The 24,260-nt window shown below is 60.9% G+C and carries 19 protein-coding genes and 1 pseudogene; 7 read left to right on the top strand and 13 right to left on the bottom strand.

The window, feature by feature from the left end:
• Positions 1 to 15 precede the first annotated feature (15 nt).
• Positions 16 to 2,076 carry a putative bifunctional diguanylate cyclase/phosphodiesterase gene (locus tag ACL0K2_RS07820; protein ID WP_045163306.1) on the bottom strand — a complete coding sequence of 687 codons (2,061 nt, stop codon included), beginning with the start codon at positions 2,074 to 2,076 and terminating at the stop codon, positions 16 to 18.
• Positions 2,077 to 2,276: 200 nt separating this feature from the next.
• Complete coding sequence (locus tag ACL0K2_RS07815) at positions 2,277 to 2,900, bottom strand: TetR/AcrR family transcriptional regulator (protein ID WP_045163305.1); 624 nt, start codon at positions 2,898 to 2,900, stop codon at positions 2,277 to 2,279.
• A 250-nt stretch (positions 2,901 to 3,150) separates the two neighbouring features.
• Between ACL0K2_RS07815 and ACL0K2_RS07810 the strand changes: the two genes are divergently transcribed.
• Both ACL0K2_RS07810 and ACL0K2_RS07805 read left to right on the top strand, forming a co-directional pair.
• Entirely contained in the window at positions 3,151 to 3,969 is an 819-nt protein-coding gene (locus ACL0K2_RS07810) for a substrate-binding periplasmic protein (protein WP_045163304.1), read from the top strand.
• A gap of 277 nt (positions 3,970 to 4,246) precedes the next feature.
• Entirely contained in the window at positions 4,247 to 6,178 is a 1,932-nt protein-coding gene (locus tag ACL0K2_RS07805) for a methyl-accepting chemotaxis protein (RefSeq protein ID WP_413044171.1), read from the top strand.
• Between the two features lie 275 nt (positions 6,179 to 6,453).
• On the opposite strand, the gene ACL0K2_RS07800 is transcribed toward ACL0K2_RS07805, so the two are convergent.
• The 9 genes and pseudogenes from ACL0K2_RS07800 to puuE all read right to left on the bottom strand — a co-directional run bounded on the left by ACL0K2_RS07800 (position 6,454) and on the right by puuE (position 16,900).
• Positions 6,454 to 7,278, bottom strand: coding sequence for a DUF5020 family protein (locus ACL0K2_RS07800; protein ID WP_413044170.1), 825 nt, complete (start codon positions 7,276 to 7,278; stop codon positions 6,454 to 6,456).
• A gap of 78 nt (positions 7,279 to 7,356) precedes the next feature.
• Positions 7,357 to 8,870, bottom strand: a pseudogene (locus tag ACL0K2_RS07795) (uracil-xanthine permease family protein).
• Between the two features lie 222 nt (positions 8,871 to 9,092).
• Positions 9,093 to 10,643, bottom strand: a complete 1,551-nt coding sequence (locus ACL0K2_RS07790) for a cation:proton antiporter (protein ID WP_413044169.1) — start codon at positions 10,641 to 10,643, stop codon at positions 9,093 to 9,095.
• Between the two features lie 167 nt (positions 10,644 to 10,810).
• A complete protein-coding gene (locus ACL0K2_RS07785) occupies positions 10,811 to 12,157 on the bottom strand; it encodes a nucleobase:cation symporter-2 family protein (RefSeq protein ID WP_045163299.1) in 1,347 nt (448 codons plus the stop codon).
• 206 nt (positions 12,158 to 12,363) lie between these two features.
• Positions 12,364 to 13,614, bottom strand: a complete 1,251-nt coding sequence (locus ACL0K2_RS07780) for a urate hydroxylase PuuD (protein WP_045163266.1) — start codon at positions 13,612 to 13,614, stop codon at positions 12,364 to 12,366.
• 140 nt (positions 13,615 to 13,754) lie between these two features.
• Positions 13,755 to 14,279, bottom strand: coding sequence for an ureidoglycolate lyase (locus ACL0K2_RS07775; RefSeq protein WP_045163298.1), 525 nt, complete (start codon positions 14,277 to 14,279; stop codon positions 13,755 to 13,757).
• A gap of 140 nt (positions 14,280 to 14,419) precedes the next feature.
• Positions 14,420 to 15,415 (bottom strand): allantoicase, encoded by a 996-nt coding sequence (gene alc / locus ACL0K2_RS07770; protein WP_045163265.1) that lies wholly within the window; start codon positions 15,413 to 15,415, stop codon positions 14,420 to 14,422.
• A 40-nt stretch (positions 15,416 to 15,455) separates the two neighbouring features.
• Complete coding sequence (uraD, locus tag ACL0K2_RS07765) at positions 15,456 to 15,971, bottom strand: 2-oxo-4-hydroxy-4-carboxy-5-ureidoimidazoline decarboxylase (RefSeq protein ID WP_045163264.1); 516 nt, start codon at positions 15,969 to 15,971, stop codon at positions 15,456 to 15,458.
• Positions 15,968 to 16,900 (bottom strand): allantoinase PuuE, encoded by a 933-nt coding sequence (gene puuE / locus ACL0K2_RS07760; RefSeq protein ID WP_045163263.1) that lies wholly within the window; start codon positions 16,898 to 16,900, stop codon positions 15,968 to 15,970. The genes uraD and puuE overlap by 4 nt, the downstream gene beginning before the upstream one ends.
• Positions 16,901 to 17,254: 354 nt before the next feature.
• Between puuE and uraH the strand changes: the two genes are divergently transcribed.
• Positions 17,255 to 17,608: a hydroxyisourate hydrolase gene (uraH, locus tag ACL0K2_RS07755; protein WP_045163262.1), complete on the top strand. Its 354-nt coding sequence runs from the start codon at positions 17,255 to 17,257 to the stop codon at positions 17,606 to 17,608.
• Positions 17,609 to 17,844: 236 nt separating this feature from the next.
• On the opposite strand, the gene ACL0K2_RS07750 is transcribed toward uraH, so the two are convergent.
• Positions 17,845 to 18,471: a LysE family translocator gene (locus ACL0K2_RS07750; RefSeq protein WP_045163261.1), complete on the bottom strand. Its 627-nt coding sequence runs from the start codon at positions 18,469 to 18,471 to the stop codon at positions 17,845 to 17,847.
• 160 nt (positions 18,472 to 18,631) lie between these two features.
• Positions 18,632 to 19,978 carry an NCS2 family permease gene (locus ACL0K2_RS07745; RefSeq protein WP_045163260.1) on the bottom strand — a complete coding sequence of 449 codons (1,347 nt, stop codon included), beginning with the start codon at positions 19,976 to 19,978 and terminating at the stop codon, positions 18,632 to 18,634.
• A 371-nt stretch (positions 19,979 to 20,349) separates the two neighbouring features.
• Here ACL0K2_RS07745 and ACL0K2_RS07740 point away from each other — a divergent pair, with 371 nt between their 5' ends.
• From ACL0K2_RS07740 to ACL0K2_RS07725, 4 genes are all read left to right on the top strand, one after another.
• Complete coding sequence (locus ACL0K2_RS07740) at positions 20,350 to 21,105, top strand: GntR family transcriptional regulator (RefSeq protein WP_045163259.1); 756 nt, start codon at positions 20,350 to 20,352, stop codon at positions 21,103 to 21,105.
• Positions 21,106 to 21,607: 502 nt separating this feature from the next.
• A complete protein-coding gene (locus ACL0K2_RS07735; protein ID WP_045163258.1) occupies positions 21,608 to 22,279 on the top strand; it encodes a metal ABC transporter ATP-binding protein in 672 nt (223 codons plus the stop codon).
• Between the two features lie 41 nt (positions 22,280 to 22,320).
• On the top strand, positions 22,321 to 23,139 hold the full coding sequence (locus ACL0K2_RS07730) for a metal ABC transporter permease (protein ID WP_413044168.1): 819 nt from the start codon (positions 22,321 to 22,323) through the stop codon (positions 23,137 to 23,139).
• A 10-nt stretch (positions 23,140 to 23,149) separates the two neighbouring features.
• Positions 23,150 to 24,022: a metal ABC transporter substrate-binding protein gene (locus ACL0K2_RS07725; protein WP_413044167.1), complete on the top strand. Its 873-nt coding sequence runs from the start codon at positions 23,150 to 23,152 to the stop codon at positions 24,020 to 24,022.
• Positions 24,023 to 24,260 lie beyond the last annotated feature (238 nt).

The raw sequence follows: 24,260 nt of genomic DNA, 5'->3' as shown, positions 1-24,260 counted from the left end.
GGCGGACAGATGGCGTTACAGCGGTTCCGAGTTGAACCTGTGTTCGAAACGCAGGGATTGGCGCAACAGTATGGCCAGCTCGGATGCCGGCAGCGGCTTGCTGTAGTAATAACCCTGGCCTTCGTTGCAGCCTTCGTCGATGAGGTAGCGTTCCTGCTCGGCGGTTTCCACACCTTCGGCGATCACCAGCATGCCGAGGCTCTTACCCAACTGAATGATGGCCCGGACGATGGTCGTGTCGCCTTGGTCGGCGGACATGTCGCGGACGAAACTCTTGTCTATCTTGATCTTGTCCAGCGGCAGGCTTTTCAGGTAGCTGAGCGAGGAATAGCCAGTGCCGAAGTCGTCGATCGCAATCAGCGCACCGGAGCGGCGCAGGCTATGCAGATTGCGGGTGGCGGCGGCGATGTCTTCCATCAATCCCGTTTCGGTAACCTCGAGCTCCAGCGTCTCGGGTGGCAGCTGGTGGGTCTCGAGCAGCTTGCTGATCATGTCCGGCAGTTCGGCATGGTGCAATTGCACCGTGGATAGATTGACCGCCATGCGCAGGTCGCTGAAACCCTGCTGATGCCATTCGCTCAATTGCCGACAGGCCTGATCCAGCACCCATTCGCCAATGCCGATGATGCTGCCGTTCTGTTCGGCGAGGGGAATGAAAATGTCCGGCGGAATCATCTTGCCGCTCGGGTGTGACCAGCGCAGCAATGCCTCGACCCCGGTGATGCGTTTCAGGCGATAGTCGATCTGCGGCTGGTAGACCAGGTGGAACTCGCCGCGCTGAAGGGCTTCTGCCAGGTCGTTCTGCAATTCCCGGCGCGCTCGCATCTGGCTATCGATGCTCGCGACATAAAACTGGTAGCGGTTGCGCGAGCGGTTCTTGGCCAGAGTCATGGTCTGCTCGGCTTTCTGCAGGAGCTTTTCCGTACTGTCGCCGTCTTCGGGATACAGGGTGATCCCGATGGTCGCGCGTAACCGTATGTTCTGCTGATCGAGGATGACGGGGCGTTCCAGATCATCAAGTATTTTTTGCGCCAGTTCCGCCGCTTCGTAGGGTTGCTCGAAGCCGAACAGTACCAGGACGAACTGATCGCCACCCAGGCGTGCGAGAGCACCGACACGCCCGCTCAAGCTGCGTAGACGTTCGGCCAGCGCGACCAGCATGCGGTCCCCGTGCTGATAGCTGAACTGCTCGTTCACACCCTTGAAGTCGTCCAGTCCGAGGCAGAGTACGGCTACGCGGCGCTGCAACCGCGCGGCCTCGCCAAGGATATTGTCGAGCTGCTGTTGCAGTTGTTGGCGATTGGGCAGGCCGGTCAGCGAGTCATACTGGGTCATGCGTTGCAGGCTGCTTTCTGCCGCGTGGCGCAACTGCATGTTGTGTTCGATGGCGGCGAGCAGGCCATTGGCGGTCTCGACCCAAAGCCCTAGCTCATTACGCTCGTGCCCCTTCGGCATCGGCAGCGAGCGTTCGCCCGGGCGGTTCGGGTTGATATGCGACAGGTGCTCGATGAGCTTGGTCAGCGGTCGTGTCAGCAGCCATTCATAGATCAGATAGAGCAGTAGGCCCAAGACCAGTGCCCGAAGAATACCTACGACAAAAATCACTCCCGAGTTGCTGACGAAATCCTCGCCATAAGGGGCAGTATCGAGCGTGATGCGTAGATCGCCATAGTACTCGTTGTAGGGCGGGCGGCCGATCAGTGGGATGGTGAACTCCTGGTCTCGGCCGAGTATCGGATCGGTCAGCCAGCGTGAAGGCGATGACATGAGCGGGCGGGATTTGTAAGCCAGAGGCTTTTCTCCCGGATGGCCGATTGACGCCTCGTGAATCGACTCGTGCTGGAACAGTCCCTCCATGACCTGCGCACCCATTTCCCGATCCAGGCTGTAGATCGCCTGGGTGGAGGGGTCGCGCGTCATGCGTAGGATTCGCTGCGCCTCCGTATTGATCAGATGGCGGGTCTTGTAAGCATCGAAGACGATTTGCGCGCAGCTCAATACCAGCCCAACGGCAAGCGCTGACAGCAGAACGATACGGAGCAGTTTCCTCGACAGGCTGTTGCGCAATGCGGTCAAAAGGATTTCCTTGTTCCAAGCCGGTGCCCAGCGCAAGTATTAGTCGTCATAGATGAAGCGTCAAAGGTAGGAAGTGCTTATAAGGCAGAACGTTATCAGAACGGCCGGCGTCCTGCAGAACCTTCCGTCGACCGTGCCGTTGCGACCATTTGCAGGTCTAGAACCATGATGCTAGACACTCTGAACGCTAAAAAGCGACTTCAGCTGACGGTGGCTGCTTCCTTTACCTCGCAGCCTTTGATGACCATACGAATGATCGTTTCGGCGGCGGCTTCATAGTCCGCATCGTCGAGCTTCGCCTTGCCTGTCACGGTGGTGATCTGCCAGTCGAAATCGGCGTAGGTCTGGGTCGCTGCCCAGATGCTGAACATCAGATGATTGGGGTCGACCGCAGCCATCAAACCCTGATCGATCCAGCCCTGAATGCAGGCGACGTTGTGGCTGGCCTGGGCGTTCAATTGTGCGGCCCGCTCGGCCGGGAGATGCGGTGCGCCATGCATGATCTCGCTGGCGAACACCTTGGAGGCGCAGGCATGCTCACGTGAAATGCGGATCTTGGTGCGAATGTAGGCGCGCAGTACGTCGGCCGGTTCGCCGGGCTGATTGAACGGAGCGGACGCCTGCAGCAGAGGCTCGACGATGCTGTCGAGCACCTCTCGATAGAGGTTTTCCTTGCTTTTGAAATAGTAGTAAACGTTGGGCTTGGGTAGCCCGGCGCGGTTGGCGATGTCACTGGTTTTACTGGCGGCGAAGCCCTTTTCGGCAAACTCTTCGCTGGCAGCGCGCAGGATCAGTTCTTTGTTGCGCTCGCGGATACTGGACATAAGACCTGTTCGATTCACAACCACCAGCCTGGTGGCCTGCCGCGGCATGCTAGCACTGGCTTCCGAATGGCCTCAAGTCGCTGCGCTGGCGGGATTTTATGTGAACAAATTTCATGATGTTTTGTATACATATATCAAAGGCTTCTGATACTGTCGTGCCATCAGTTCGACTCGTCATGTCCTGCGTTTAATCGATTACAGGACAGCTGCCGGCTGCCGAGCGGGTCGTCCAACTCAACAAGGAGCTCCCATGAAAACGATTCTTGCGATCGCCTTGCTGGCGCTGTCGGCACCCGTGCTCGCCGAGCAGACTTATGTAGTCGGTGTCGAGCAGGCGGCTTTCATGCCGCACTATGACGGCGATGCGCACGGCAATTATCGGGGCTTCGCTCGCGAGCTTCTGGACAGCTTTGCCGCGCACAGCGGAGTGCGACTGGTCTACAAGGTTCTACCGGTCGAGGAATTACTACCCGCGCTGCTCGCTGGTCGCATCGATGCCAAGTATCCGGATAACCCCAACTGGTCCGCAGCCGCCAAGCGCGGCTACCGGCTGCATTACAGCCAGGCAGTGGTCAAGTATATCGATGGGGTGATGGTGGCTCCTCGACGCGCAGGGCTTGGGGTCGACGAGCTCAAGCGGCTGGCGGTGGTCGACGGTTGGACACCCTGGGGCTACGAAGATCGGGTCGCGGCCGGGCAGATCCTCCTGGTCAGCAGCCCGGATCTGCCGCGCATGGTGCGCCAGGCCCTGCTCAAGGACAGCGACGGCGCCTACTACAATGTGGTGGTCGCGGCGCACTACCTGAACAATGTGCGTGCGAAGCCGGGCGCTCTGGTATTCGAACCCGCGCTACCGCATACCCGCAGCACCTTCAATCTCTCCACGCTCGATCATCCTGAACTGGTCGAGCGCTTCGACCGCTACCTCGCTGATCAGTCGTCTGCCGTCGCCGCGCTCAAGACACGGCATCAGGTCGAGGCGAACCTGTCTTCGGAATACATCGGTATGGAGCAATGGAAAGTCGATTTTCTCGAGCGGCAGAAGCTCAAGCACGCGAGCGGTGATTGATAGAGGTTCGTCGGCAGCCGTAGGCAGGTCGCGCGTATGCATTAGCCTGTGGTTGCTGGGGCTACGCAAGGTTGGCGAGCCATCACGCCATGAGGCGCGATAGCGAACGGGATAGCGATGTCGACCGCCAGGCGCGGTGCTACCGGCCAATCAACGCCGCCGCCGAACGGTTATCAAGTTTGTCATGGCCGTACCGATAGACGAATGACGCCATGCATAAATGGCGTATACGAAAAGACGAATAAATGTATACGTAGTTCCCGCCAGAGGTCGTCACATGTCTTTCATGAAACGCAGTATCCAGTGGCAGTTGATTGTCAGCATGGGGGCTGCGTTACTCACCAGCCTCCTGATCGTCATCCTGATTTATTCATCCGCACTGAATGGTTTGGCCGAACGCTATCTGGTTGGCCAGGCCCTGCCTGCCAACATCACCGCGATTCGCAACGATATCGAGCGCACGTTGATGGCGCCGATAACCGCCACCGCCGGGATCGCGGGTAACAGCCTGGTGCAGGAGTGGCTTCGCGATGGCGAGAGCCCGGATCAGGCGGCGGCGATGGGGCGCTACCTGCAGGGGGTGAAAACCCAGGAGCAAGCGTTGACGGCCTCCATCGCGGTGCTGGAAAGCGGCAACTATTATTCCGAGACCGGTCTTTCACGCACCTTGCAACGCAGTGCGCCGGGCGATGGCTGGTTCTACAGCCTGCTCGACAGCGACATAAACCGCCGCTTCGAGATCGACATCGACAAGACCTCGCGGCTACCCACGCTGTTCATCAACCAGCGCATCACGGCCGGCGGCAAGACCCTGGGCGTTGCCGGGCTGGGCTACAGCCTGAAAAGCATGTCCGAGCTGATCAGCAACTTTCGCTTCGGTGAGCGAGGCGAGGTGTACCTGATCGATGCGAGCGGACGGGTCAAGGTTCATCCCCGTACCGAGCATAACGATCGCACCGAACTGAAGGCGCTGACCGGCGATGATGCGGCGCGTCGCCTGCTGGCGGGCGAGCAAACGACGGTGAGATTCGAGCATGAGGGCGAAGCTTTTCTGGCACTGGCGCAACCGCTGGACAGCCTGAACTGGATCCTGGTCAGCACGGTGCCGGAAGCCGAAATCTTCGCTGAAGCACGACGCACCTTGTGGACCATCAGCCTGATCGCGGCCTGTATCGCGTTGTTCTTCCTGGGGCTCGTGGTGTTGCTGGCCCGTGGGCTGGTTCGACCGATCCGCCAGGTGACCTCGGCGCTGGTGGAAATCGGCGGTGGCGGCGGCGACCTGACTCGCCGCCTCGACGAGAGCCGGGCTGACGAGCTGGGTGATCTGGCGCGCGGTTTCAATCGCTTCATCGGCAGCCTGCGGGGCCTCATCGGTGACGTACTGAATACCAGCCAACAGTTGCGCGTTGCGGTCGGGCAGGTGGCGGAAGTGGTCGATAACACCGCCACCCGCGCCGGGCGCCAGCACGAGATGACGGATATGGTGGCAACTGCGGTGCATGAGATGGGCTTGACGGTCCAGGAGATCGCCCGCAACGCCAGCAGCGCCGCGCAGGCCTCCAAGGACGCGCGTGACGAAGCGGTGCAGGCGGGCCAGGTGGTGGGGGACTCCATCGCACACATCGAGAAAATGTCCGGAGAGATCGGTCACGCCGCCGAATCGGTGACCGACCTCGCGCAGCAGGTCGCGTCTATCGACAAGGTGCTCGCGGTGATCCGCAGCATTTCCGAACAGACCAATCTGCTCGCCCTCAATGCCGCCATCGAGGCCGCACGTGCCGGAGAGATGGGTCGGGGCTTCGCGGTGGTCGCCGATGAGGTGAGAACCCTGGCTAGCCGTACCCAGGCGTCGACCGACGAGATCCAGCAGATGATTCTGGGGCTCAAGAGCGGCGCGGAGACCGCGGTCAATTCGATGCACGCAGGACAGGCTGCCACTGGTACCGGTGTTCAGGCCAGCCAGCGTACCGGCCAGTCGCTGAATGCCATCACGGAGCAGGTCGAAGCGATCAGCGGCATGAATGCTCAGGTCGCCGCGGCGACCGAAGAGCAGAGCAGCGTCACCGAAGAAATCACCCACAACGTCCAGGGCATCGCCGATCTCGCCCAGGCGACCGCCAGCGACGTGCAGGGCTGCCGCGAGGACTGTCAGGCACTGAGCCGCCTGGCGGACGATCTGAGCCGGCAGATGGGCAGCTTCAAGTTGTGATGAAGGGCGCGGGTAAACGAGGCGATTGATCTCAAAGGCAGGTGCAAGATCCGCCGGGAGCGAGGCGGGCTCACCTGTTCTGGAGCGAGCGAGGCTAGTCACCATCAGATGGTTGTATCGGGGCTTCCGGATTCGATGGCGGACCGATCTCTGCTCAGGTTTGCCGAGTACGGGACCGTCCAAGGCGACCCACGCATGAAACGTCGTCCGAAGAAGGAATGAGGCAGAGACAAAAAAGGCAGCCCCAGGGCTGCCTTTCGTTCGTCTGCACTCGGTCAGAAGTGCGCTTTGACCAGCAGGCTGGCGGTGTTCTGATTCGTCGAGCCGACGAAGTTGCGGCTGACGAAACCGCCGTCCTCGATACCGTATTTGTCGGACCAGTAGTCGTACTCGATGCCCACGTAAAGCTTGCCCGGCTCACCGTCCAGCGCTTTGCCGAGGTCGTACTTGATCTGTGGGTTGATGTGCAGGTTCTTCGAGACGAAGTCGCCGCGGCGCTCGGAGCCGGCATCGTTGACCACCCAATCGATGAAGCCATCGAAGAGGATGTCGGACTTGCCGACCGGGAAGGTCATGGCCCAGGTCGGTGTCACCTGCCATTGGCCGCCAGGCTTGCCGGTGGTGCCGTCGGGCTTGCGGTAGTAGACGTTGATGGCCAGGCGATCGAAGCCGGGTACGTCGAGATCCACGGCGGGGCCGAGCAGATAGTTTTGGTTCGGCACGCCATTGGTGCTTTCACCGCGCTCGTAGGTGGCCGCGAGCAACACATCCTTGATCGGGCCGAAACTCATGTCCTGGCCGCTGACTTTGCTCAGCGACAGGCGCGGGCTGAACTCGCCGTAGTAGGTATGGCCGTCGTTGCCGGACAGGCCGTTGTACCACTTGCTATCGACGAACAAAAACATGTCGCCCCAGCTCCAGCCGCTGGCGTGTTCGAAGGTCACGGTCTGTTGAATCTCGCCCGCATCGACCTTGAAATTCTTGCCATATAGATAGGTAAGGCTGTTGTTCTGCCAATGCAGCATGCCGTCGGCGAAGGCCGGTGCGGCGAGCATGCTGCCGGCCAGCGCCAGCGAAAGGGGAGAGAGTCTGAAGTTCATGTGTATACCCTTTGGTTTTGTTGTTGTGATGGATGCGGGTGTTGCGCCTGGCGCCGCAGCGGCCAGGCGCGAGGCGGGTCAGCCGGTTGGGGTGAGGTGCTCTCTGGTGTCGTCGCTGGTCGCCTTCGAGGCAGGCTCGGCGTAGTTCGGGATGTTGACTGCCAGGGTGTTGGTACCCACCGAATCCTCGATCAGATTGTCGGGGTCGTAGTCGTCCAGCTCACCTGGTTCGCGTGGCAGGAAGAAGTTGAGCAGGATCGCGCTGAAGGCACCGATGGTGATCGGTGAGCCGAAGATGTTCTTCAGTACCTCGGGCAGGTTGGTCAGCACTTCCGGCACGGCCGCGACCCCCAGGCCCAGGCCCAGCGAGATGGCCACGATCAGCATGTTGCGGCGGTTCAGCCCCGCTTCGGCGAGGATCTTGATACCGGCGATGGCGACGGTGCCGAACATGATCAGCGTGGCGCCACCGAGTACCGGTTTGGGCATCAGTTGCAGAACACCGCCGACCACGGGAAACAGCGCCAAGAGAATCAGAATGCCAGCGATGTACAACCCTACGTGGCGGCTGGCCACGCCGGTCAGTTGGATCACGCCGTTGTTCTGGCTGAAGGTCGTCATCGGCAGGCTGTTGAAGGTGGCGGCCAGCAGCGAGCTGCAACCGTCGCCGAGAATGCCGCCCTTGATCCGCTTCATGTACAGCGGACCCTTCACCGGCTGGCGCGAGATCATCGAGTTGGCGGTCAGATCGCCTGCGGTTTCCAGCGGGGTGATCAGGAAGATCACCGCAATCGGAATGAACGCCATCCAGTCGAAGGCGAAGCCGAACTTGAACGGCTGCGGCACACTGATTGCCGGGAGGGTGGCGAGGCTGGAAAAATCCACCATGCCCATCATCCAGGCCGCAAAGTAGCCGACCATCAGTGCGACGATCACCGCTGATAATCGCAGCAGCGGAATCCCGAAGCGGTTGAGCACGATGATGGTACCCAGCACCAGACCCGCCAATGCGAGGTTGGGCAGCGCACCGGGGTTCTCGACCCCGTAGCCGCCGGCGATATCGGTCATCGAAACCTTGATCAACGACAGACCCATCAGACAGATGATGGTGCCGGTGACCACCGGTGTGATGATCCTGCGCAGTCGATCGATGCAACGGCTGACGGCAATCTCGACGAAAGCGGCGCAGAAGCTGACGCCGAACAGGGTGGACAGGATTTCTTCCGGACTGCCACCGCGCCCCTTGACGATAAAGCCCGCCGCCAGGATCACGCTGAGAAAGCCGAAACTGGTGCCCTGCAGGCAGAGCATGCCGGCGCCGATAGGGCCGACCCGTTTGGCCTGGATGAAGTGCCGAGACCTGAGACGAACAAGGCCATGCTGACCAGATAGGGCACGTAGTCGCCCAGGCCAAGCACGCTGCCGATGATCAGGGTAGGGGTAATGACACCGACGAAGCTGGCCAGCACATGCTGTATCGCGGCAAAGGTAGCGGGGAGCGGACCCGGGCGATCCTCGAGCTGATAGATCAGGTCCTGGTTGGGAGCGTCACCGCTCCTGGATTCGGTTGCGGTCATGGTCAAGCCTGCCATTAGTTATTGTTCGGTCATGGGCTTCGGGGCTGCACGGACCCCCATACGCTGATCGTCGGAAAAGCTGTTCGATCGGTCAGGATGTGCCCGACTATAGCAACCTGTGAACACACCTTTAAACAATTAATTTAAAAATTGTGCACAATTCAGATGGGCGCAATCGGCAGGTGAATGATGGGTGATGGGCGATGCTGATAGCGGATGTAGGGCGAGGCAGCCGGCTCAGCGCTTGGCCAGCAACTCCAGGGCCACGTTTTCGGCGAGCCCTGCACCGGCTTCGGTCATGGTGAGGTAGGTGCGGTCGGCGCCGGCTTCCTCGATCTGTTGGGCGATGTCTTCGTACATCGCATGGGAGACGATCAATCCGTCGAAGCCTTTGCTACGCAGCTTGCGGGTAGAAATGATCTTGGCCTCCGCATCGTTCATCGCCAGGATCACCGCCTCCACCTTGTTCATTTCCAGACACGCCCAGAACATCTGGTCTTCGGCATCGGCGAATAGAACATGGCGGCCACTTTCGCTGCTTTTTTCGATGGTAACCGGGTCGGAATCGAGGCTGATCAGGCGCCAGCCCTTTTCGCGCAGATGATCGTAGGCGGCGCGGCCGGTGCGGCCCATGCCCATGATCAGTATTTGTGCGTCACCCAGTGATACCGGTTGCTCGTCGGGGTGCCGGGTGTTGCGTTCGAATGGAATCAGGCGCTTGGCCAGCCGATCGTAGAGCGGGTGGGAGATGCGATTGAGCTGAGCGGAAATGACGAACGACAGCGCCACGGTGATGGCCAGCGGTGTCAGCCACTGGGGCAACACCACGCTGGCGACGATCAAGCCGAACTCACTGTAGTTGGTCAGGCTCGAGGCGCTGAGAAAGGCGCTGCGCGCGCGCAGGCGAAAGAGCAGGAAAAGAAAGAAGAACAGCGCACCCTTGAGTGGCAACAGCACAGCCAGCGCCGCTGCGAAGAGCATGGCGCTCGTATCCGGCAGCCCGCCGATGCCAATCTGCAGAAAAAAACCGACAAGGAAGACTTCCTTGATCGCCCACAACGAGTTCGACAGTTCGGTGGCACGCTTGTGCTTGGCCAGCATGACGCCGAAGGCCAACGCGCCCAGCTCCGAGCTGAGCCCGACATGCTCGAATCCGAGCCCGCCGACTACAAGCGCCAGGGTGAGGCCCAGCAATACCATCAGCTCCTCGTGACCGCTGTAATCGAGCAGGCGGAACAGCAACGGACGCAACAGCGGGATGCCGAACACCAGTAATGCCCAGGCCGACGGAACCTTGCCGCTGGCGATGCTCATCACCACCAGGGCGATCAGGTCCTGGATGATTAGTACGCCGATCGCGACCCGGCCATGGAAGGCGCGCAGCTCGCGCTTGCCCTCCAGCACCTTGGCGGCCAATACCGTGCTGGAGAACGACAGCGCGATAGCCAGCAGCAGACTCTCGCGCCAGCCCGTATCGAGAAACAGCACAATGGCAGGCATGACCAGGAGACTGGAAATGGCGAAATGCAGCAAGCCGCCGCCGATGACCTCGCGACGCAACAGGTTGCTCAGCTTGAGCTTGAGGCCGACGGTGAACAGCAGCAGCAACACCCCTAGATGGGCGAGGTGGGCAAGAATTTCGCTGTCCTGCGGGCCGACACCGAAATGGTCGCCGAAGCCCGCCAGGGTGAAGCCGGCCCCCAGGTAACCGATCAGCGGCGGCAGGCCCACAGAGCGTGCGGCGAGACCCAGGACGAAGGCGAACGCAATCCAGCTGGCTTCAATCATCTCTAGGTGCTCGGGGCGGGCGGGACTGCATTTTAGCGAGGGCGAACGGCTTGTCGAGGTCCCGCCTGCTGAATACGACGAAACCCGCACACGGGCGGGTTTCGTTGCGAGGTGTCGCGGATGACCGGCAAATCCTCGCCGGCTTCAGCGCGACCTGTTTAGCACGCTCAATGCTGAACCGCGCCGGTCAGCGCGTTGCGCTCCGGTCCGCCGAGCACGTTGAACAGGAGGTTCAAGGTCACCGCGCTGAGTGTTGCTACCGCAATCCCGCTATGGGTGATCGGCTCCATCCAGTGCGGTAGGTGCGCAAAGAACTCCGGACGCACCACCGGCACCATGCCCAGACCAATGCTCACCGCGACCAACAGCTGGTTGCGCCGGTCACCGATGTCGGCTTCCTGCAGAATCTTGATGCCGGTGGCGGCGACCATGCCGAACATGGCGATGCCGGCGCCGCCCAGCACGGCGGCAGGAATCGAGGCGACCATGAACGCCGCTTTCGGCAGCAGGCTCAGACTGATCAGGAACAGTCCTGCAATCGCGGTGACATAGCGGCTGCGCACGCCGGTCATCTGCACCAGCCCAATGTTCTGCGCGAACGAGGAATGGGTGAAGGTATTCATGAAACCGGCCAGAAAGGTAGCGCCCGCGTCACACAGCAGGCCACGGCGCAGCTGCTTCGGATCGACATCCTGGCCGGTGATCTTGCCCAAAGCGAGAAACATGCCGGCGGACTCGACGAAGATGATCACCACCACCAGGCACATGGACAGAATCGGTGCGAGCAGGAACTGCGGTGTGCCAAAGTGATTGGGAGTGACGACCTGGAACGCCGGTGCCGTATTGATGCCGGACAGGTCGACCATGCCCAGGCTGCCCGCCAGTACATAACCCAGGGCCATGCCGATCAGCACCGAGACATTGACCCAGAAACCACGCATGAACTGGTTGATCAGCAGAATCACCGCCAGTACCGCTGCTGCCACGCCGAGGTAGGGTAGGGCGCCGAACTGGCCGGTGCCGCTGCCGCCGCCCGCCCAGTTCACCGCGACCGGGAACAGCGACAGGCCGATCGCAGTGATCACCGTGCCGGTCACCAACGGTGGAAACAGCCGCACGATCTTGCACACGAAGGGCGCGATCAACAGGCCGAAGAAACCTGCAGCGATGGTCGCGCCGAAAATCCCGGGCATGCCGACGCCGGGCATGCCGGCCATCACCACCATGCTGCTGACCGCGGCGAAGCTGGCGCCCATCATCACCGGCATGCGGATGCCCACCGGCCCGATGCCCATCGACTGCACGACCGTGGCGATACCTGCCACCAGTAAATCGGCGTTAATCAGGAAGGCGATTTCCTCACGAGACAGCCCGGCTGCCTGGCCCACGATCAGTGGGACGGCTACCGCGCCGCCATACATCAGCAGCACGTGCTGGAAACTCACCAACAGCATCTGCAGCAAAGGCAGTCGCTTCTCCGCTGGGGCGGTTTCCCGCTCGGTCACTTCGTTCATGCAAACACCTCGGACGCTTTTGTTATTGGATGGTCGCGGTGACCCCGCTGAACGTGCGGGGCCGGATATAGGGTGCACGGGGCCGTCGTCAGACCCGCTGATGGTTATCGGACTGTACGTAATCCTCGCTTGGCGCTGCGTGGGTGGGGTTACTGGCTGCTGGATGAAAAAAAGCCGCGCCCGGGAGCGCGGCTGACGGGCGGCGATCAATCGATCGGCGCGCCCTTGTCGATCCAGGCACCGAGCAGGTCGCGCTCGTCCTGGGTCATGTTGGTCATGTTGCCCAGCGGCATGATCTGACTGGCCACGGCTTGCGCATGAATCTTCGCGGCCTGCTGGCGGATCTGCTCCGGCGTATCGAACATCACGCCTGCTGGCGCTGCGCTGAACAGCGGGCTGCTCGGCTGAGCGGCGTGGCAAACCGTGCAGCGCTCATCAATCACGCTGCGAACTTTGGCGAACTCGCTATTGCTGGCCTCCGGCTCTGCCGCGGTGCCGGTCTGTTGTGCGCTCCTGCTGGCCTGCTCCGGGGAGGTTGGAGCCAGGTTGGGTGCTGCCGGCTGACGGTTAGGTGCGGTGACGAACGCCAGGCAAATCATGCCGACTGCCGCAGCGGGCAGCGCCCAGGCGAAGCGGTTGCTGTCATGGCGCGTGTTGAAGTAATGGCGTACCAGGACCGCCAGTACCGAGATACCGCCCAGGATCAGCCAGTTGTACTGGCTGCCATAGGTGCTCGGGAAGTGGTTGCTGATCATGATGAACAGCACCGGCAGGGTGAAATAGTTGTTGTGGCGCGAACGCAACAGGCCTTTGGCTGGCAATACCGGATCGGGCGTGCGGTTCTGCTCGATCGCCGCGACCAGTGCGCGCTGCGCCGGCATGATGATGCGGAACACGTTGCCGACCATGATGGTGCCGATCAGCGCGCCGGTATGAATGTAGGCGGCGCGACCGCTGAACACCTGCGAATAGGCCCAGGCGGCGAAAATCACCAGGACGAACAGCACAAGACCCAGCAGCGCGGGCTTCTTGCCCAATGGCGAGTCGCAGAGCAGGTCATAGACGAACCAGCCAACGATCAGCGAGCCGAAGCCGATGGCGATTGCCATCGCTGGCGCCATGTCGCTGCCCGGCGCAATCAGATACAGCGAAGGGTTGAGGTAGTAGACCACCATCAGCAGGGCGACGCCTGACAGCCAGGTGGTGTAGGCCTCCCACTTGAACCAGTGCAGGTTGTCCGGCATCTGCGGCGGGGCCAGCTTGTATTTTTCCAGGTGGTAGATACCGCCACCGTGAATCGCCCAGAGATCACCCGAGAGGCCATCGCGGGGGTTGGCGCGGTTAAGGTTGTTTTCCAGCCAGACGAAGTAGAACGACGCACCGATCCAGGCGATGCCGACGATCATGTGAATCCAGCGAATAGTAAGGTTCAGCCATTCGGTCAGATGTGCTTCCACGATAATTACCTCTTGCACGGCTGGCGTACCAACCGCTGTTTCTTCTTATTCGACTCGTCGCAAGTGTCCCGCTTGTTCCGAAGCACGCATGCCGGTATCGGTTGTGTTTTCCAGCCGTTCCGGTAATGGCCCCTCGGTGATCAATTGATCGCTTGTTCGGAGTCCCGGTGGGGGTCGAGGAGAACCAGCTCGTCCTCGGTAAAAAAATGCTCGTCGCAGTTGTTGCCAGAACCGCTGCGATCGACCACCAGGAATTCATCCCGCTTTTCGATCGTCAGCACCGGGTGGTGCCAGACGCCGCGGTGGTAATTGACGCCCTGCCTGCCGTTGCTGCGGAAGGCGCGGACGTTACCCGGTACAGGTGCATCGCCAAGTGGCGCGACCACGACCAGAAAGGGGTTGCCGAGCAGCGGAATGAAAGCCTGGCTGCCCTGCGGATGTCGTTCGAGCATGCGAATGACCAGCGGCATGTCCAGCGCGTCGGCGGCGAAGATGCTGATGATGGCCTGATCGTCCGGCTGCGTGGTCTCAACCGTCGCCAGCTTGTGATAGCGGCGGGTGGAACCGTTATTGATCATGAAGTACTCGCTGCCTTCGGTTTCGATCACATCACCGAATGGGGCGAAGGCTTCCTTGGTCAACGGTTCGATCTTGAGTGTGCGCATGCTGTGCTCGTTATCTGTATTGCTGATTTGTAAGGTGAGCTTGGCGGCGTTCCGCTTCAGCCCACCGCAGCCGGCCTGAGCCGGCAATGAGCCCTAGGAGCGAGGGGACGTCAATCCTTGCTCACTCCCAGGATTGCTCTTTACTTCACCGCCTTGCCGAACAACCGCAGACGGCTAACGCCACCGTCCGGGAAAATGTTCAGGCGCACGTGGGTGATCGGGCCGAGCTTGGCGATCTGCTCGCTGAACTCGTGCTCGGCGTGCATTTCCAGCTTCTGGCTCGGCAGCAGCTCGCGCCAGAACAGGCTCTGGGTTTCAATCTGGCTGTCGGTGCCGCCTTTGACGTAAGCCGCCTGGATGTTGCAGCTGTCCGGGTAGTTGCCCTTGAAGTGCAGGGTGTCGACGACGATGCGCTCGATCTCGCCGGGGGCGCCCAGCGCGACGATGACCCAGTCGTTGCCCGGCGTGCGACGGCGTGCGGTTTCCCAACCATCGCCCATATTGATGCCGCGGCCCGGGTTGAGGATGTTGCTCATGCGACCGAAATGCTCGTCGGAACAGGCCAGCGCGCGGCCGCCGTTGAGCGCCGACGCCAAGTCGAGCTGCTCGTTGTCGCCAACGCTGCTCCAGTCGCGGTACGGAATGCCATGCACGCGCAGACGGGCGACACCCCCGTCCGGGTAGATATTGAAGCGCAGGTGACTGACCGGCTTGTCGAACGCGATCTCATGGTAGTGATGGCTGTTGCCTTGCAGCTCTACCGCGGGAAGGATTTCAGTCCATACGGTGTTGTCGTCCGGGTCGCCTTCGGCGAGGAAGCAGGCTTCCAGTGACGCGGACGGCGGGAAGTTGCCGGTGAAGAAGCTGGTGTCGATGTCGACGCCCTTGATCGAGCCGGGCACGCCGAGGCGAATGACCGCATGGTCATAGCCTTCGAAGCGCTTGCGGCGCGACTCCCAGCCGTCCATCCACTTGCCGTTGTCATCGAAAACGCCCTCCTTCCATACGGCCGGCGTCGGCTGGAACAGCCGGTTGACGTCGGCAAACCAATCGTCAGTGACGGAAATGGCTTTGGTGCCCAGACGGGCGTCGGCCAGGTTGACGTATTTTTCGAAAGGTACGGCGTAGCTCTTCATACGTTGTTCTTCTCTTCGTGTCGTCTGATGGGTCTCTTGCTTACATCGCCTGCAGACGGAACAGGGCGATTTTGTTGATTTCGGCCAGGGCGCGGGCGAACTCCTGGTCCTGCGAGTTGTGCATGCGCTCTTCGAAAGCCGCCAGGATCTGATGCCGGTTACTGCCCTTGACGGCCATGATGAAGATGAAGCCGAACTTGGCTTTATAGGCGTCGTTCAGCTCGGTAAAGCGGGTGAACTCTTCGGGCGTGCATTCATGAATCCCTGCACCGGCCTGCTCGGCGGTGCTTGAGGCGGTCAGCTCACCGCGCACGGCGGCCTTGCCGGCGAGGTCCGGGTGAGCATTGATCAGCGCCAGCTGGGTGTCGTGAGGGGCCGACAGCATCGCCTGCGACATGCGGGTGTGCATCACCTCGACGAAATCCAGTGTCTCGTCCACACCTGCCTGATAGACGGTGTCGGCGACCCAGGGGGAATGCTCGTAGACATCGGCGAAGGTGGCGATGAAGGCCTCGCGATCGAGGGTGGACGGCTTGATGGTTTTGAACGGCGTCATTGGCTGCGCTCCTGGGTGAAGGGGTGAGTCGAGTGCCAGTGGCGGGCGATGTCGACACGGCGGGCGAACCACACCTGCTCATGACCCTTGGCGTACTCGATGAAGCGCTGCAGCGCGGCCATACGTGCGGGGCGGCCAAGCAGACGGCAGTGCATGCCAATGGACAGCATCTTGGGCGCACCCTCGGTGCCTTCGGCGTAAAGCACGTCGAACGCGTCCTTCAGGTATTCGAAGAAGTCGTCACCCTTGTTGAAGCCCTGCACCTGGGTGAAACGCATGTCGTTGGTGTCCAGTGTGTAGGGAATAACCAGGTGCGGCTTGTCTGGCGTCGATTCCGGATCCCAATAGGGCAGGTCGTCGTCGTAGGTGTCGGAGTCGTAGAGGAAACCGCCTTCCTCACGTACCAGCCGGCGTGTGTTTGGTCCGGTACGGCCGGTGTACCAGCCCAGCGGACGCTCACCGGTGATGTCAGTGAGGATGCGGATGGCCTCGAGCATGTGCTCGCGCTCTTGCGCTTCGTCCATGTACTGATAGTCGATCCAGCGATAGCCATGGCTGCAGATTTCGTGGCCGTCGGCGACCATGGCTTTGATCACGTCCGGATGACGCTGCGCGGCCATGGCGACCGCGAAGATGGTCAGTGGTATGTCGTGCCGGCGAAACAGCTTCAACAAACGCCAGACACCGGCGCGGCTACCGTACTCGTAGAGCGATTCCATGCTCATGTTGCGCACACCCTGCAGCGGCTGGGCTGAAACCATCTCGGACAGGAAGGCTTCGGACTCCTTGTCGCCATGCAGTACGCAACGCTCGCCGCCCTCTTCGTAATTGAGTACGAAGGACAGGGCGATACGGGCGTTGCCCGGCCATTGCGGATGGGGTGGATTCTCGGCGTAGCCGATGAGGTCGCGAGGGTAGTCTGCGCTCACTGTTGTTATTCCTTATTTGATCCGCGGGTCGCGACTGTGAAGTGTCGGCGACCGTCATGGTCCAATTGTATACAAAAGGTTTTGCGCTTTGTAAATCACAATTCGCTGATTTCTCCCATCGGTTGATCCAACGGCTGGCTCGCGGTGCTCGCGCTTGAGCGTTAACCGCGTTCTTCTGTCGCACGAGCGAGAGATCTAGAGCAGAATTAGGGCCAGAATGAGATGTTGAAAATTGTGTACAGTTTTTGTGAAAACTGTCTTTAGTTTTCTCGCGTGCATGCTATGCTCGAATCCAGTCCACACCAATCACAAGAGGAGGCAGGCATCGGCAGCCAAGCTACGATGCCGGAATCTATGGGACGTTTAACTACTCATGTGCTGGATGCAGCTCACGGCTGCCCTGGCAGCGACATCCGTATCGAACTCTATCGTGTCGATGGCGAGCGCCTCGAACTGATCGCCACGCGCCAGACCAACGCCGATGGCCGTTGCGACTCGCCGCTGCTCGAGGGCGACGACTACCGCTCCGGTGTTTACCAGCTGCAGTTCTCTGCTGGGGACTATTACCGAGGTCGTGGCGTGCAGCTGCCTGAGCCGGCCTTTCTGGATGTGGTGGTGCTGCGTTTCGGCATCAGCGCCGAGCAGGATCATTACCATGTGCCGTTATTGATTTCGCCGTACAGCTACTCCACCTACCGCGGTAGCTGATGCCATCTACCGCGGTAGCTGATGCCATCTGCCGCGCAGCGACGCGGCAGGTACCTCTCCCATGCGTGAAACTTTGGCTCCCTGAGCCTACGACCCGCCCCTGATGGCGGGTTTTTTTTGACCCGGTAGTGAGGGGCTTTCGCGAGCGGGCGGGTTTTGCTTGCCAAGCGCTTGGGTTTTGGATTCGCGAGCAAGGATTGGGTGTCCCCTGTGCGCCTACAAAAGCACTATCAACTTCACCGACTCATCAACGAAGCCGCTCCCGCGCCCCCAAACAGCGCCGCGCTGGTGCGGTTGAACCAGACCTGCCCCTTGCCAGTGCGCAGATAACGCGCCGCGCCATGAGCGCCAAGACCGTAAGCGAGCTTGCAGCACAGGTCCAGCACCGCCCAGGTGAAGATCATCACCAGCAGCTGCGGCACGAACGGTCGATCAGCACTGAGAAACTGCGGCAGAAAGGCCGCAAAAAACAGAATGTCTTTGGGATTGCTCGCGCCCAGGCCAAAGGCGCGCCAGAATAATTGGCGGAAGCGGGGACTGACCTCGGAAGTCGCCACGCTGGGCCCGCTGGCGGGGCGGCGTGATTCCTGCCAGCTCTGCCAGGCGAGATAGAACAGGTAGAACGCACCCACGATCTTCAACAGGCTGAATACCTGCTCCGAGGCCAGCAGAAGCGCACCGAGCCCAAGAGCGGAGGCGCTGAGCAGGCATATCGATGCGCTGACACCGCCAACGAACGCCGGCCAGGAGCGACGCAGGCCGTAGTTGAGGCTGTTGCTGATCATCAGCAGCGACAGCGGGCCAGGGATCAGAATCACCACCAGCGCCGCGCTCGCGAATAACAACCAGGTTTCCAGACTCATCTCAGTGCTCCTCGGCAATGTTGCGTTTCAGGTGTTTCGTTCAGCTGTTTTTCGATGGTGATGTCGCGGGCCGCCGCGCTATGGATAGCCCAGGGCGCCCATGCTGGAAATACAACAGGCCCCACCGCAAAAAGCGATGGGGCCTGATCGTTCGCTCTCCTTAAAGGAAAGCGAACTTGGCGATGAAGATCACACACAGCACATAGAGGCTGATCGACACCTTGTCGCGCTGACCCGTCAGCAGCTTGAGCGTCGCGTAGGTCAGGAAGCCCAGCGCGATACCGTTGGCGATGGAGAAGGTCAGCGGCATCATCACTACGGTAACGATAGCCGGAATGGTGTCGGTATGGTCCTTCCAGTCGATATGCGCCAATCCGCTCATCATCAGCATGGCGACATAAATCAGCGCGCCCGCGGTCGCATACGCTGGGATCATGCCCGCCAGCGGCGCGAAGAACATGGCGACCAGGAACAGTGCGCCAACGGTGACAGCGGTCAGGCCGGTGCGACCACCGGCGGCGACACCCGAGGCGCTTTCGACATAGCTGGTCACCGGCGGGCAGCCGACGAAGGCGCCGACGACGCTGGAGGTACTATCGGCCTTCAGCGCACGTGACAGGTTCTGGATCTTGCCATCATCGTCCACCAGGTGCGCCCGGTGCGCGACGCCCATGAGCGTGCCGGCCGTGTCGAACATGTTCACGAAGAGGAACGCCAGGATCACGCTGACCATCGCTACATTCAGCGCGCCGGCGATGTCCATTGCCAGCCAGGTCGGTGCCAGGCTCGGCGGCATCGAGACGATACCGTTGTACTCCACGAGCCCCAGGCCCCAGCCGATGCCCGTGACGGCTAGCATACTGAGCAGGATCGCACCGAATACATTGCGATGACTCAGTACCGCGATCATCAGGAAGCAGATCGCGGCCAGCAGCGCGGTGGGTTCGCCGAACGAACCCATGGTCAGCAGCGTCGCGGGGCTGTCGACGACGATACCGGCGGTCTTCAGGCCGATCAGCCCTAAGAACAGCCCGACGCCAGCACCCATCGCGAAGCGCAGGCTCATCGGGATGCTGTTGAGCAGCCATTCGCGGATACGTGACAGGCTCATGATCATGAACAGCACACCAGAAATGAACACCGCGCCGAGTGCAATCTGCCAGCTGTAGCCCATCTCGCCGACCACTGTGTAGGTGAAGAACGCGTTGAGGCCCATGCCCGGCGCCAGACCCACCGGCCAGTTGGCATACAGGCCCATGAGGAAGCAGCCCAGCGCCGCACCGATACAGGTTGCGACGAACGCCGCGCCATGGTCGACGCCCGCATCGGCCATGATGTTCGGGTTGACGAAGATGATGTAGGCCATGGTGACGAACGTCGTCAGGCCGGCAAGCAGTTCGGTTTTGATGCTGGTGCGATGCGCGCTGAGCTTGAAGAATCGGTCGAGCCAGCCAAGATTCTTCGCTTGCAGCGCGAGGGTGTGCTGTTCCTGCTTTGTGGTTTCCACAAGGTGTTCCTCATCGTTCTTGTTGTCTATCACCCAGAGCGGTGCTCTCGAGGTCAGGTGATGGTGAGAGCTCTTTCTGTTCGGGTTTTTGACCGAAGAGTCAGGAAGGCTTGACGCGATTATGCTTTTGTATACAAGAAATGCAACAGGGATTTCTGAATGCTCGCTGATTCAGCGGCTCTCGACGCACAGAGCGAAAACTCCTTGCCAAATTATTGGGGTTGTCTAGCAGGGCATGAAGAAGAATCTGAAACACTTGATTGTGCACAATAAATATTGAATTTTTTCCGTATTTCGCCGCTGGCTACTGCCAGCCGGATGCCGAAAGGCAGTAAAGTTCGGTTCTGCCGACATTTCCGACGCGAGTCACCATGAACGAACAGTTGCAGCCTCTAAAAAAGCCGACACGAAGCGGCAAGGCCCGGACGGGGACACAGGACGACATCGTTTACGCCCATATTTTCGACGCCATTCTTGAGCAACGCCTAGCGCCAGGTACCAAGCTCAGCGAAGAGGCCCTGGGTGAGATCTTCGGCGTGAGCCGGACCATCATCCGTCGCGCATTGTCGCGGCTGGCCCATGAAGGCGTGGTGCTGTTGCGACCGAATCGGGGCGCTGTCGTCGCGAGTCCCAGTGTCGAAGAGGCGAGACAGATTTTTTTCGCCCGCCGAATGGTAGAACGCGCCATCACCGAACTGGCCGTTCAGCACGCCAGCAGCGAGCAACTGGCGGAGCTGCGCAAGATGGTGGCGGACGAGCAGGATTGCTTCGCTCGGGGTGATCGAGGCGCCGGCATCCGTCTGTCCGGCGAGTTTCATCTCAAGTTGGCCGAGGCGGCCAAGAATGCGCCGTTGGTGAGTTTCCAGCGCAGCCTGGTTTCCCAGACATCGCTGATCATTGCCCAGTACGAGAGCGGCAACCGCTCGCATTGTTCCTTCGATGAACACAACCAACTGATCGATGCCATCGCTGCGCGAGACAGCGACAAGGCCGTAAGCCTGATGATGCATCACATGGATCATATCGACAGCAAGCTCAACCTCGACGAAGACAGCGCTTCGGATGATCTGCACGCGGTCTTCTCGCACTTGGCATTGGCAAAGAAAAAACCTCGTACGGCCCGCTAGGCCATCACTGCTTTGGCTCGAGGCGGTTACGGTTTGGAGCTCTTAAGGGCGTTGCGGGCTGAGCGCCCCTGCATTTGCCGCCAAAAGTTGGTTCTGTACCGCTGCGTCTGTGAGGGCGCACTTGCCCTGTTTTGACGTACCTCCTGCTTTGGCCCCCAGCCTCGGGGGAGGTTGCTTGGCGATTCCAGCGTTCCGTCGTGAGAGGGATGTGTCAGCGTCGATCGTTAACCGTTTATGTTCAGGTCGTAGCACGCCTAATTGGCGATACCTGCCAGTCATTCACGTCGTTCCAAGTGTTGCCCCTCCGATTGACCATTTCAAAGCACCATCTCGCCTGATCGCCTCGTTGCAAGCGTTCGGGTCAATGCGCATAATGTTATGTTATAACTAATACATTCATGGCGCTCCAGTGCCTGACCACCCGCCGCCGGCTTCCGCTGCAACGCTGAAGCCGGTCCCGACTGTGGAGCGCCTGGACGGACCCCGAATCTGCGAGGTGACGATGATCGAATGCCATGCTTTGCAATGGGGCGCCGGTGGAACTGCGCTCACGCCGCCCCTCGACTTGAAGCTGCCAGCCGGGAGCCTGACGGCCGTTATCGGCGGCAACGGCTCGGGTAAAAGCAGCTTGCTCAAGGTAATCGCCGGGTTGGATCGACCACTGGCGGGGCGAATCGAGGTGGGCGTTCCGCTTCTGGGGGGCGTTTCCTATCTGCCGCAACAGCAGCAGGTGGATCGGCAATTTCCGATTCGTCTGGCCGAGCTAGTCAGTGCCGGTCTCTGGCGCAGCCGTATCGGTCGTAGCGAACAGCGGATGCGCTTGCGCCAGGCTTTGGCGGATTGGGGGTTGCTCGATCTGCAAACGCAAGGACTCCATGCCCTGTCCGGTGGCGAATTGCAGCGTGCCTTGCTGGCTCGTCTGAGCTTGACCGATGCGCAGCTGCTGCTGCTCGACGAACCCGAGGCGGCGCTGGACGAAGTAGGGGTACGGTTGCTCTGGCAGCATATCGAGCACTGGCAGCGGCAGGGACGGACGCTAATGTGGGTCAGCCACAACCTCGCCGGGCTGAGCCAGAAGCACTGCGAGGCGCTGATGATTGCCCGCGGTGGTTGCATCTTTGCGCCGATCGGGCAGTTCATCGCCGACCGGCAACGGTTCGGGCAGGTCGCGTGACGCCGGAAATATTGTGGGCGCCCTTCGGTGAGTTCGCGTTCATGCGTCGCGCTCTGATCGGTGGGGTGGTGCTGGCCTGCAGCGCCGGGCCCCTGGGTGTGTTTCTGATTCTGCGGCGGATGAGCCTGATCGGTGATGCCATCGCGCACGGCATCCTGCCAGGTGCGGCGCTGGCGTTCTGGCTATTCGGCTTGAGCCTGCCGGCGCTGACGGCCGGTGGGCTGGTGGCTGGCCTTGGCATGGCCGGTGCCGCAGCCTGGGTCAGCCGGCGTACCGGGCTGCGCGAGGACGCCAGTCTCGCCGCGCTCTACCCCATTTCGCTGGCCGGCGGCGTGCTGCTGCTCGGGTTGGCGGGACGCAAGCTGGACCTGCTGCATCTCCTGTTCGGCTCGGCGTTGGCGGTCGATACCACAACCCTGTACGGCATGCTTGGCACCGCAGTGTTCAGCCTGGTGGTGCTTGCGCTGAGCTATCGCGCCCTGGCGCTGGACAGTCTCGATCCACTGTTCCTGCGCAGCATCAGTCGCTTCGGGCCGTTGGCGCATGCGGCCTTCCTGACGCTGGTGGTGCTCAACCTGGTGATTGGCTTTCAGGCCATCGGAGCGCTGATGGTGGTCGGGCTGATGATGCTGCCTGCCGCTGCGGCGCGCTTCTGGAGTCGACGTCTCATTGTGTTATTGCCGCTGGCCGCACTGTTCGGCGCGATCTGCGTGTGGCTGGGACTGCTGCTGTCGTTCTACGTCAGCCTACCCAGCGGGCCTTGCATCGTGCTGCTCGCAGGCACGTTCTATCTGTTCTCGGTGATGGCGGGGCCGGTCCAAGGCCTGCTGCGCTCGACTTCTTTACCCATGACCGTCTGAGGTGTTCATCATGCGTTACCTGCTCATCGTGCTGGCCCTGTGGCTGCCTTTTTCACTGCACGCGGCCGAGCGGCTCAAGGTGGTCACCAGCTTCAGCATCCTTGAAGACCTGACCCGTGAAGTCGGCGGCGAGCGTATCGAACTGTCTAATCTGGTCGATGCCGACGCCGATGCCCACGTCTACGAGCCCAGCCCGGACGATGCCAAGGCACTGTTGCGTGCCGATCTTATCGTCGCCAACGGCCTGGGTTTCGAGCCTTGGCTGGAGCGCCTGCTGGCCAGCAGCGAACCGACTGGCAAGCGCATCGACGCCAGCGCCGGTGTCGTTCCGTTGATGCTTGAGGAAGAAGGCGAACGGGTGCCGGATCCGCACGCCTGGCAGAGCCTGAACAATGCCGAGATCTACGTGCGCAACATCACCAAGGCGCTCGTGCAGCTCGACCCCAGCCACCGGGAAGAATACGAAGCGCGTCGCGATGACTATCTGAGCCGTCTGCATGCGTTGCTCAAGCGTGCCGATGCCCGCATCGCCCGCCTGCCGGCCAGCCAGCGCAAGGTGGTAACCAGCCATGATGCCTTCGGCTATTTGGGGCAAGCCTGGCAATTGAAATTCATCGCGCCACAGGGGCTGTCTACCCATGCCGAACCATCGGCCGCCGAGGTGGCGGCCTTGATTCGCCAGGTGCGCAGCGAAGGCGTACGGGCAGTGTTTGTGGAGAACATTCGCGATCCCCGGCTGATCGAGCAGATCGCCGACGAGGCCGGCGCCACCGTTGGCGGTACCCTGTATTCCGATGCGCTGGCCAGCGACGGACCGGCCAGTACCTACCTGGGCATGTTCGAACACAACCTCGACACGCTGATGGCAGCGCTCAAGCCGTAGCGTGGATCACGCCTTATCGATCCACGCGTTCGTCGAGCCCTGAGCGACCCGATGGTGGATGTAAAAAAGCGACATTCACCCTACGCACGGCTGTGACTCCGAGCCGGGTGGATCACGCTTTATCGATCCACGCGTCCGTCGAGCCTCCGAGCGACCCGATGGTGGATGTAAAAAGCGACATCCACCCTACGCACGGCTGTGACTCCGAGCCGGGTGGATCACGCTTTATCAAATCCAC

It is taken from the genome of Pseudomonas sp. YJ42, assembly GCF_047225135.1.
GTDB classification, from domain to species: domain Bacteria; phylum Pseudomonadota; class Gammaproteobacteria; order Pseudomonadales; family Pseudomonadaceae; genus Stutzerimonas; species Stutzerimonas stutzeri_E.
This window is presented reverse-complemented; position numbering and strand designations above follow the sequence as displayed.

Coding starts and splice junctions, on each gene's coding strand:
- ACL0K2_RS07815 (WP_045163305.1), bottom strand. CDS start 2,900: ATGTCCAGTATCCGCGAGCGCAACAAAGAACTGATCCTGCGCGCTGCC.
- uraH (WP_045163262.1), top strand. CDS start 17,255: ATGGGACGTTTAACTACTCATGTGCTGGATGCAGCTCACGGCTGCCCT.
- ACL0K2_RS07735 (WP_045163258.1), top strand. CDS start 21,608: ATGATCGAATGCCATGCTTTGCAATGGGGCGCCGGTGGAACTGCGCTC.
- ACL0K2_RS07725 (WP_413044167.1), top strand. CDS start 23,150: ATGCGTTACCTGCTCATCGTGCTGGCCCTGTGGCTGCCTTTTTCACTG.
- ACL0K2_RS07790 (WP_413044169.1), bottom strand. CDS start 10,643: ATGATTGAAGCCAGCTGGATTGCGTTCGCCTTCGTCCTGGGTCTCGCC.
- ACL0K2_RS07805 (WP_413044171.1), top strand. CDS start 4,247: ATGTCTTTCATGAAACGCAGTATCCAGTGGCAGTTGATTGTCAGCATG.
- ACL0K2_RS07810 (WP_045163304.1), top strand. CDS start 3,151: ATGAAAACGATTCTTGCGATCGCCTTGCTGGCGCTGTCGGCACCCGTG.
- ACL0K2_RS07730 (WP_413044168.1), top strand. CDS start 22,321: ATGCGTCGCGCTCTGATCGGTGGGGTGGTGCTGGCCTGCAGCGCCGGG.
- uraD (WP_045163264.1), bottom strand. CDS start 15,971: ATGACGCCGTTCAAAACCATCAAGCCGTCCACCCTCGATCGCGAGGCC.
- alc (WP_045163265.1), bottom strand. CDS start 15,415: ATGAAGAGCTACGCCGTACCTTTCGAAAAATACGTCAACCTGGCCGAC.
- ACL0K2_RS07740 (WP_045163259.1), top strand. CDS start 20,350: ATGAACGAACAGTTGCAGCCTCTAAAAAAGCCGACACGAAGCGGCAAG.
- ACL0K2_RS07750 (WP_045163261.1), bottom strand. CDS start 18,471: ATGAGTCTGGAAACCTGGTTGTTATTCGCGAGCGCGGCGCTGGTGGTG.
- ACL0K2_RS07800 (WP_413044170.1), bottom strand. CDS start 7,278: ATGAACTTCAGACTCTCTCCCCTTTCGCTGGCGCTGGCCGGCAGCATG.
- ACL0K2_RS07785 (WP_045163299.1), bottom strand. CDS start 12,157: ATGAACGAAGTGACCGAGCGGGAAACCGCCCCAGCGGAGAAGCGACTG.
- ACL0K2_RS07775 (WP_045163298.1), bottom strand. CDS start 14,279: ATGCGCACACTCAAGATCGAACCGTTGACCAAGGAAGCCTTCGCCCCA.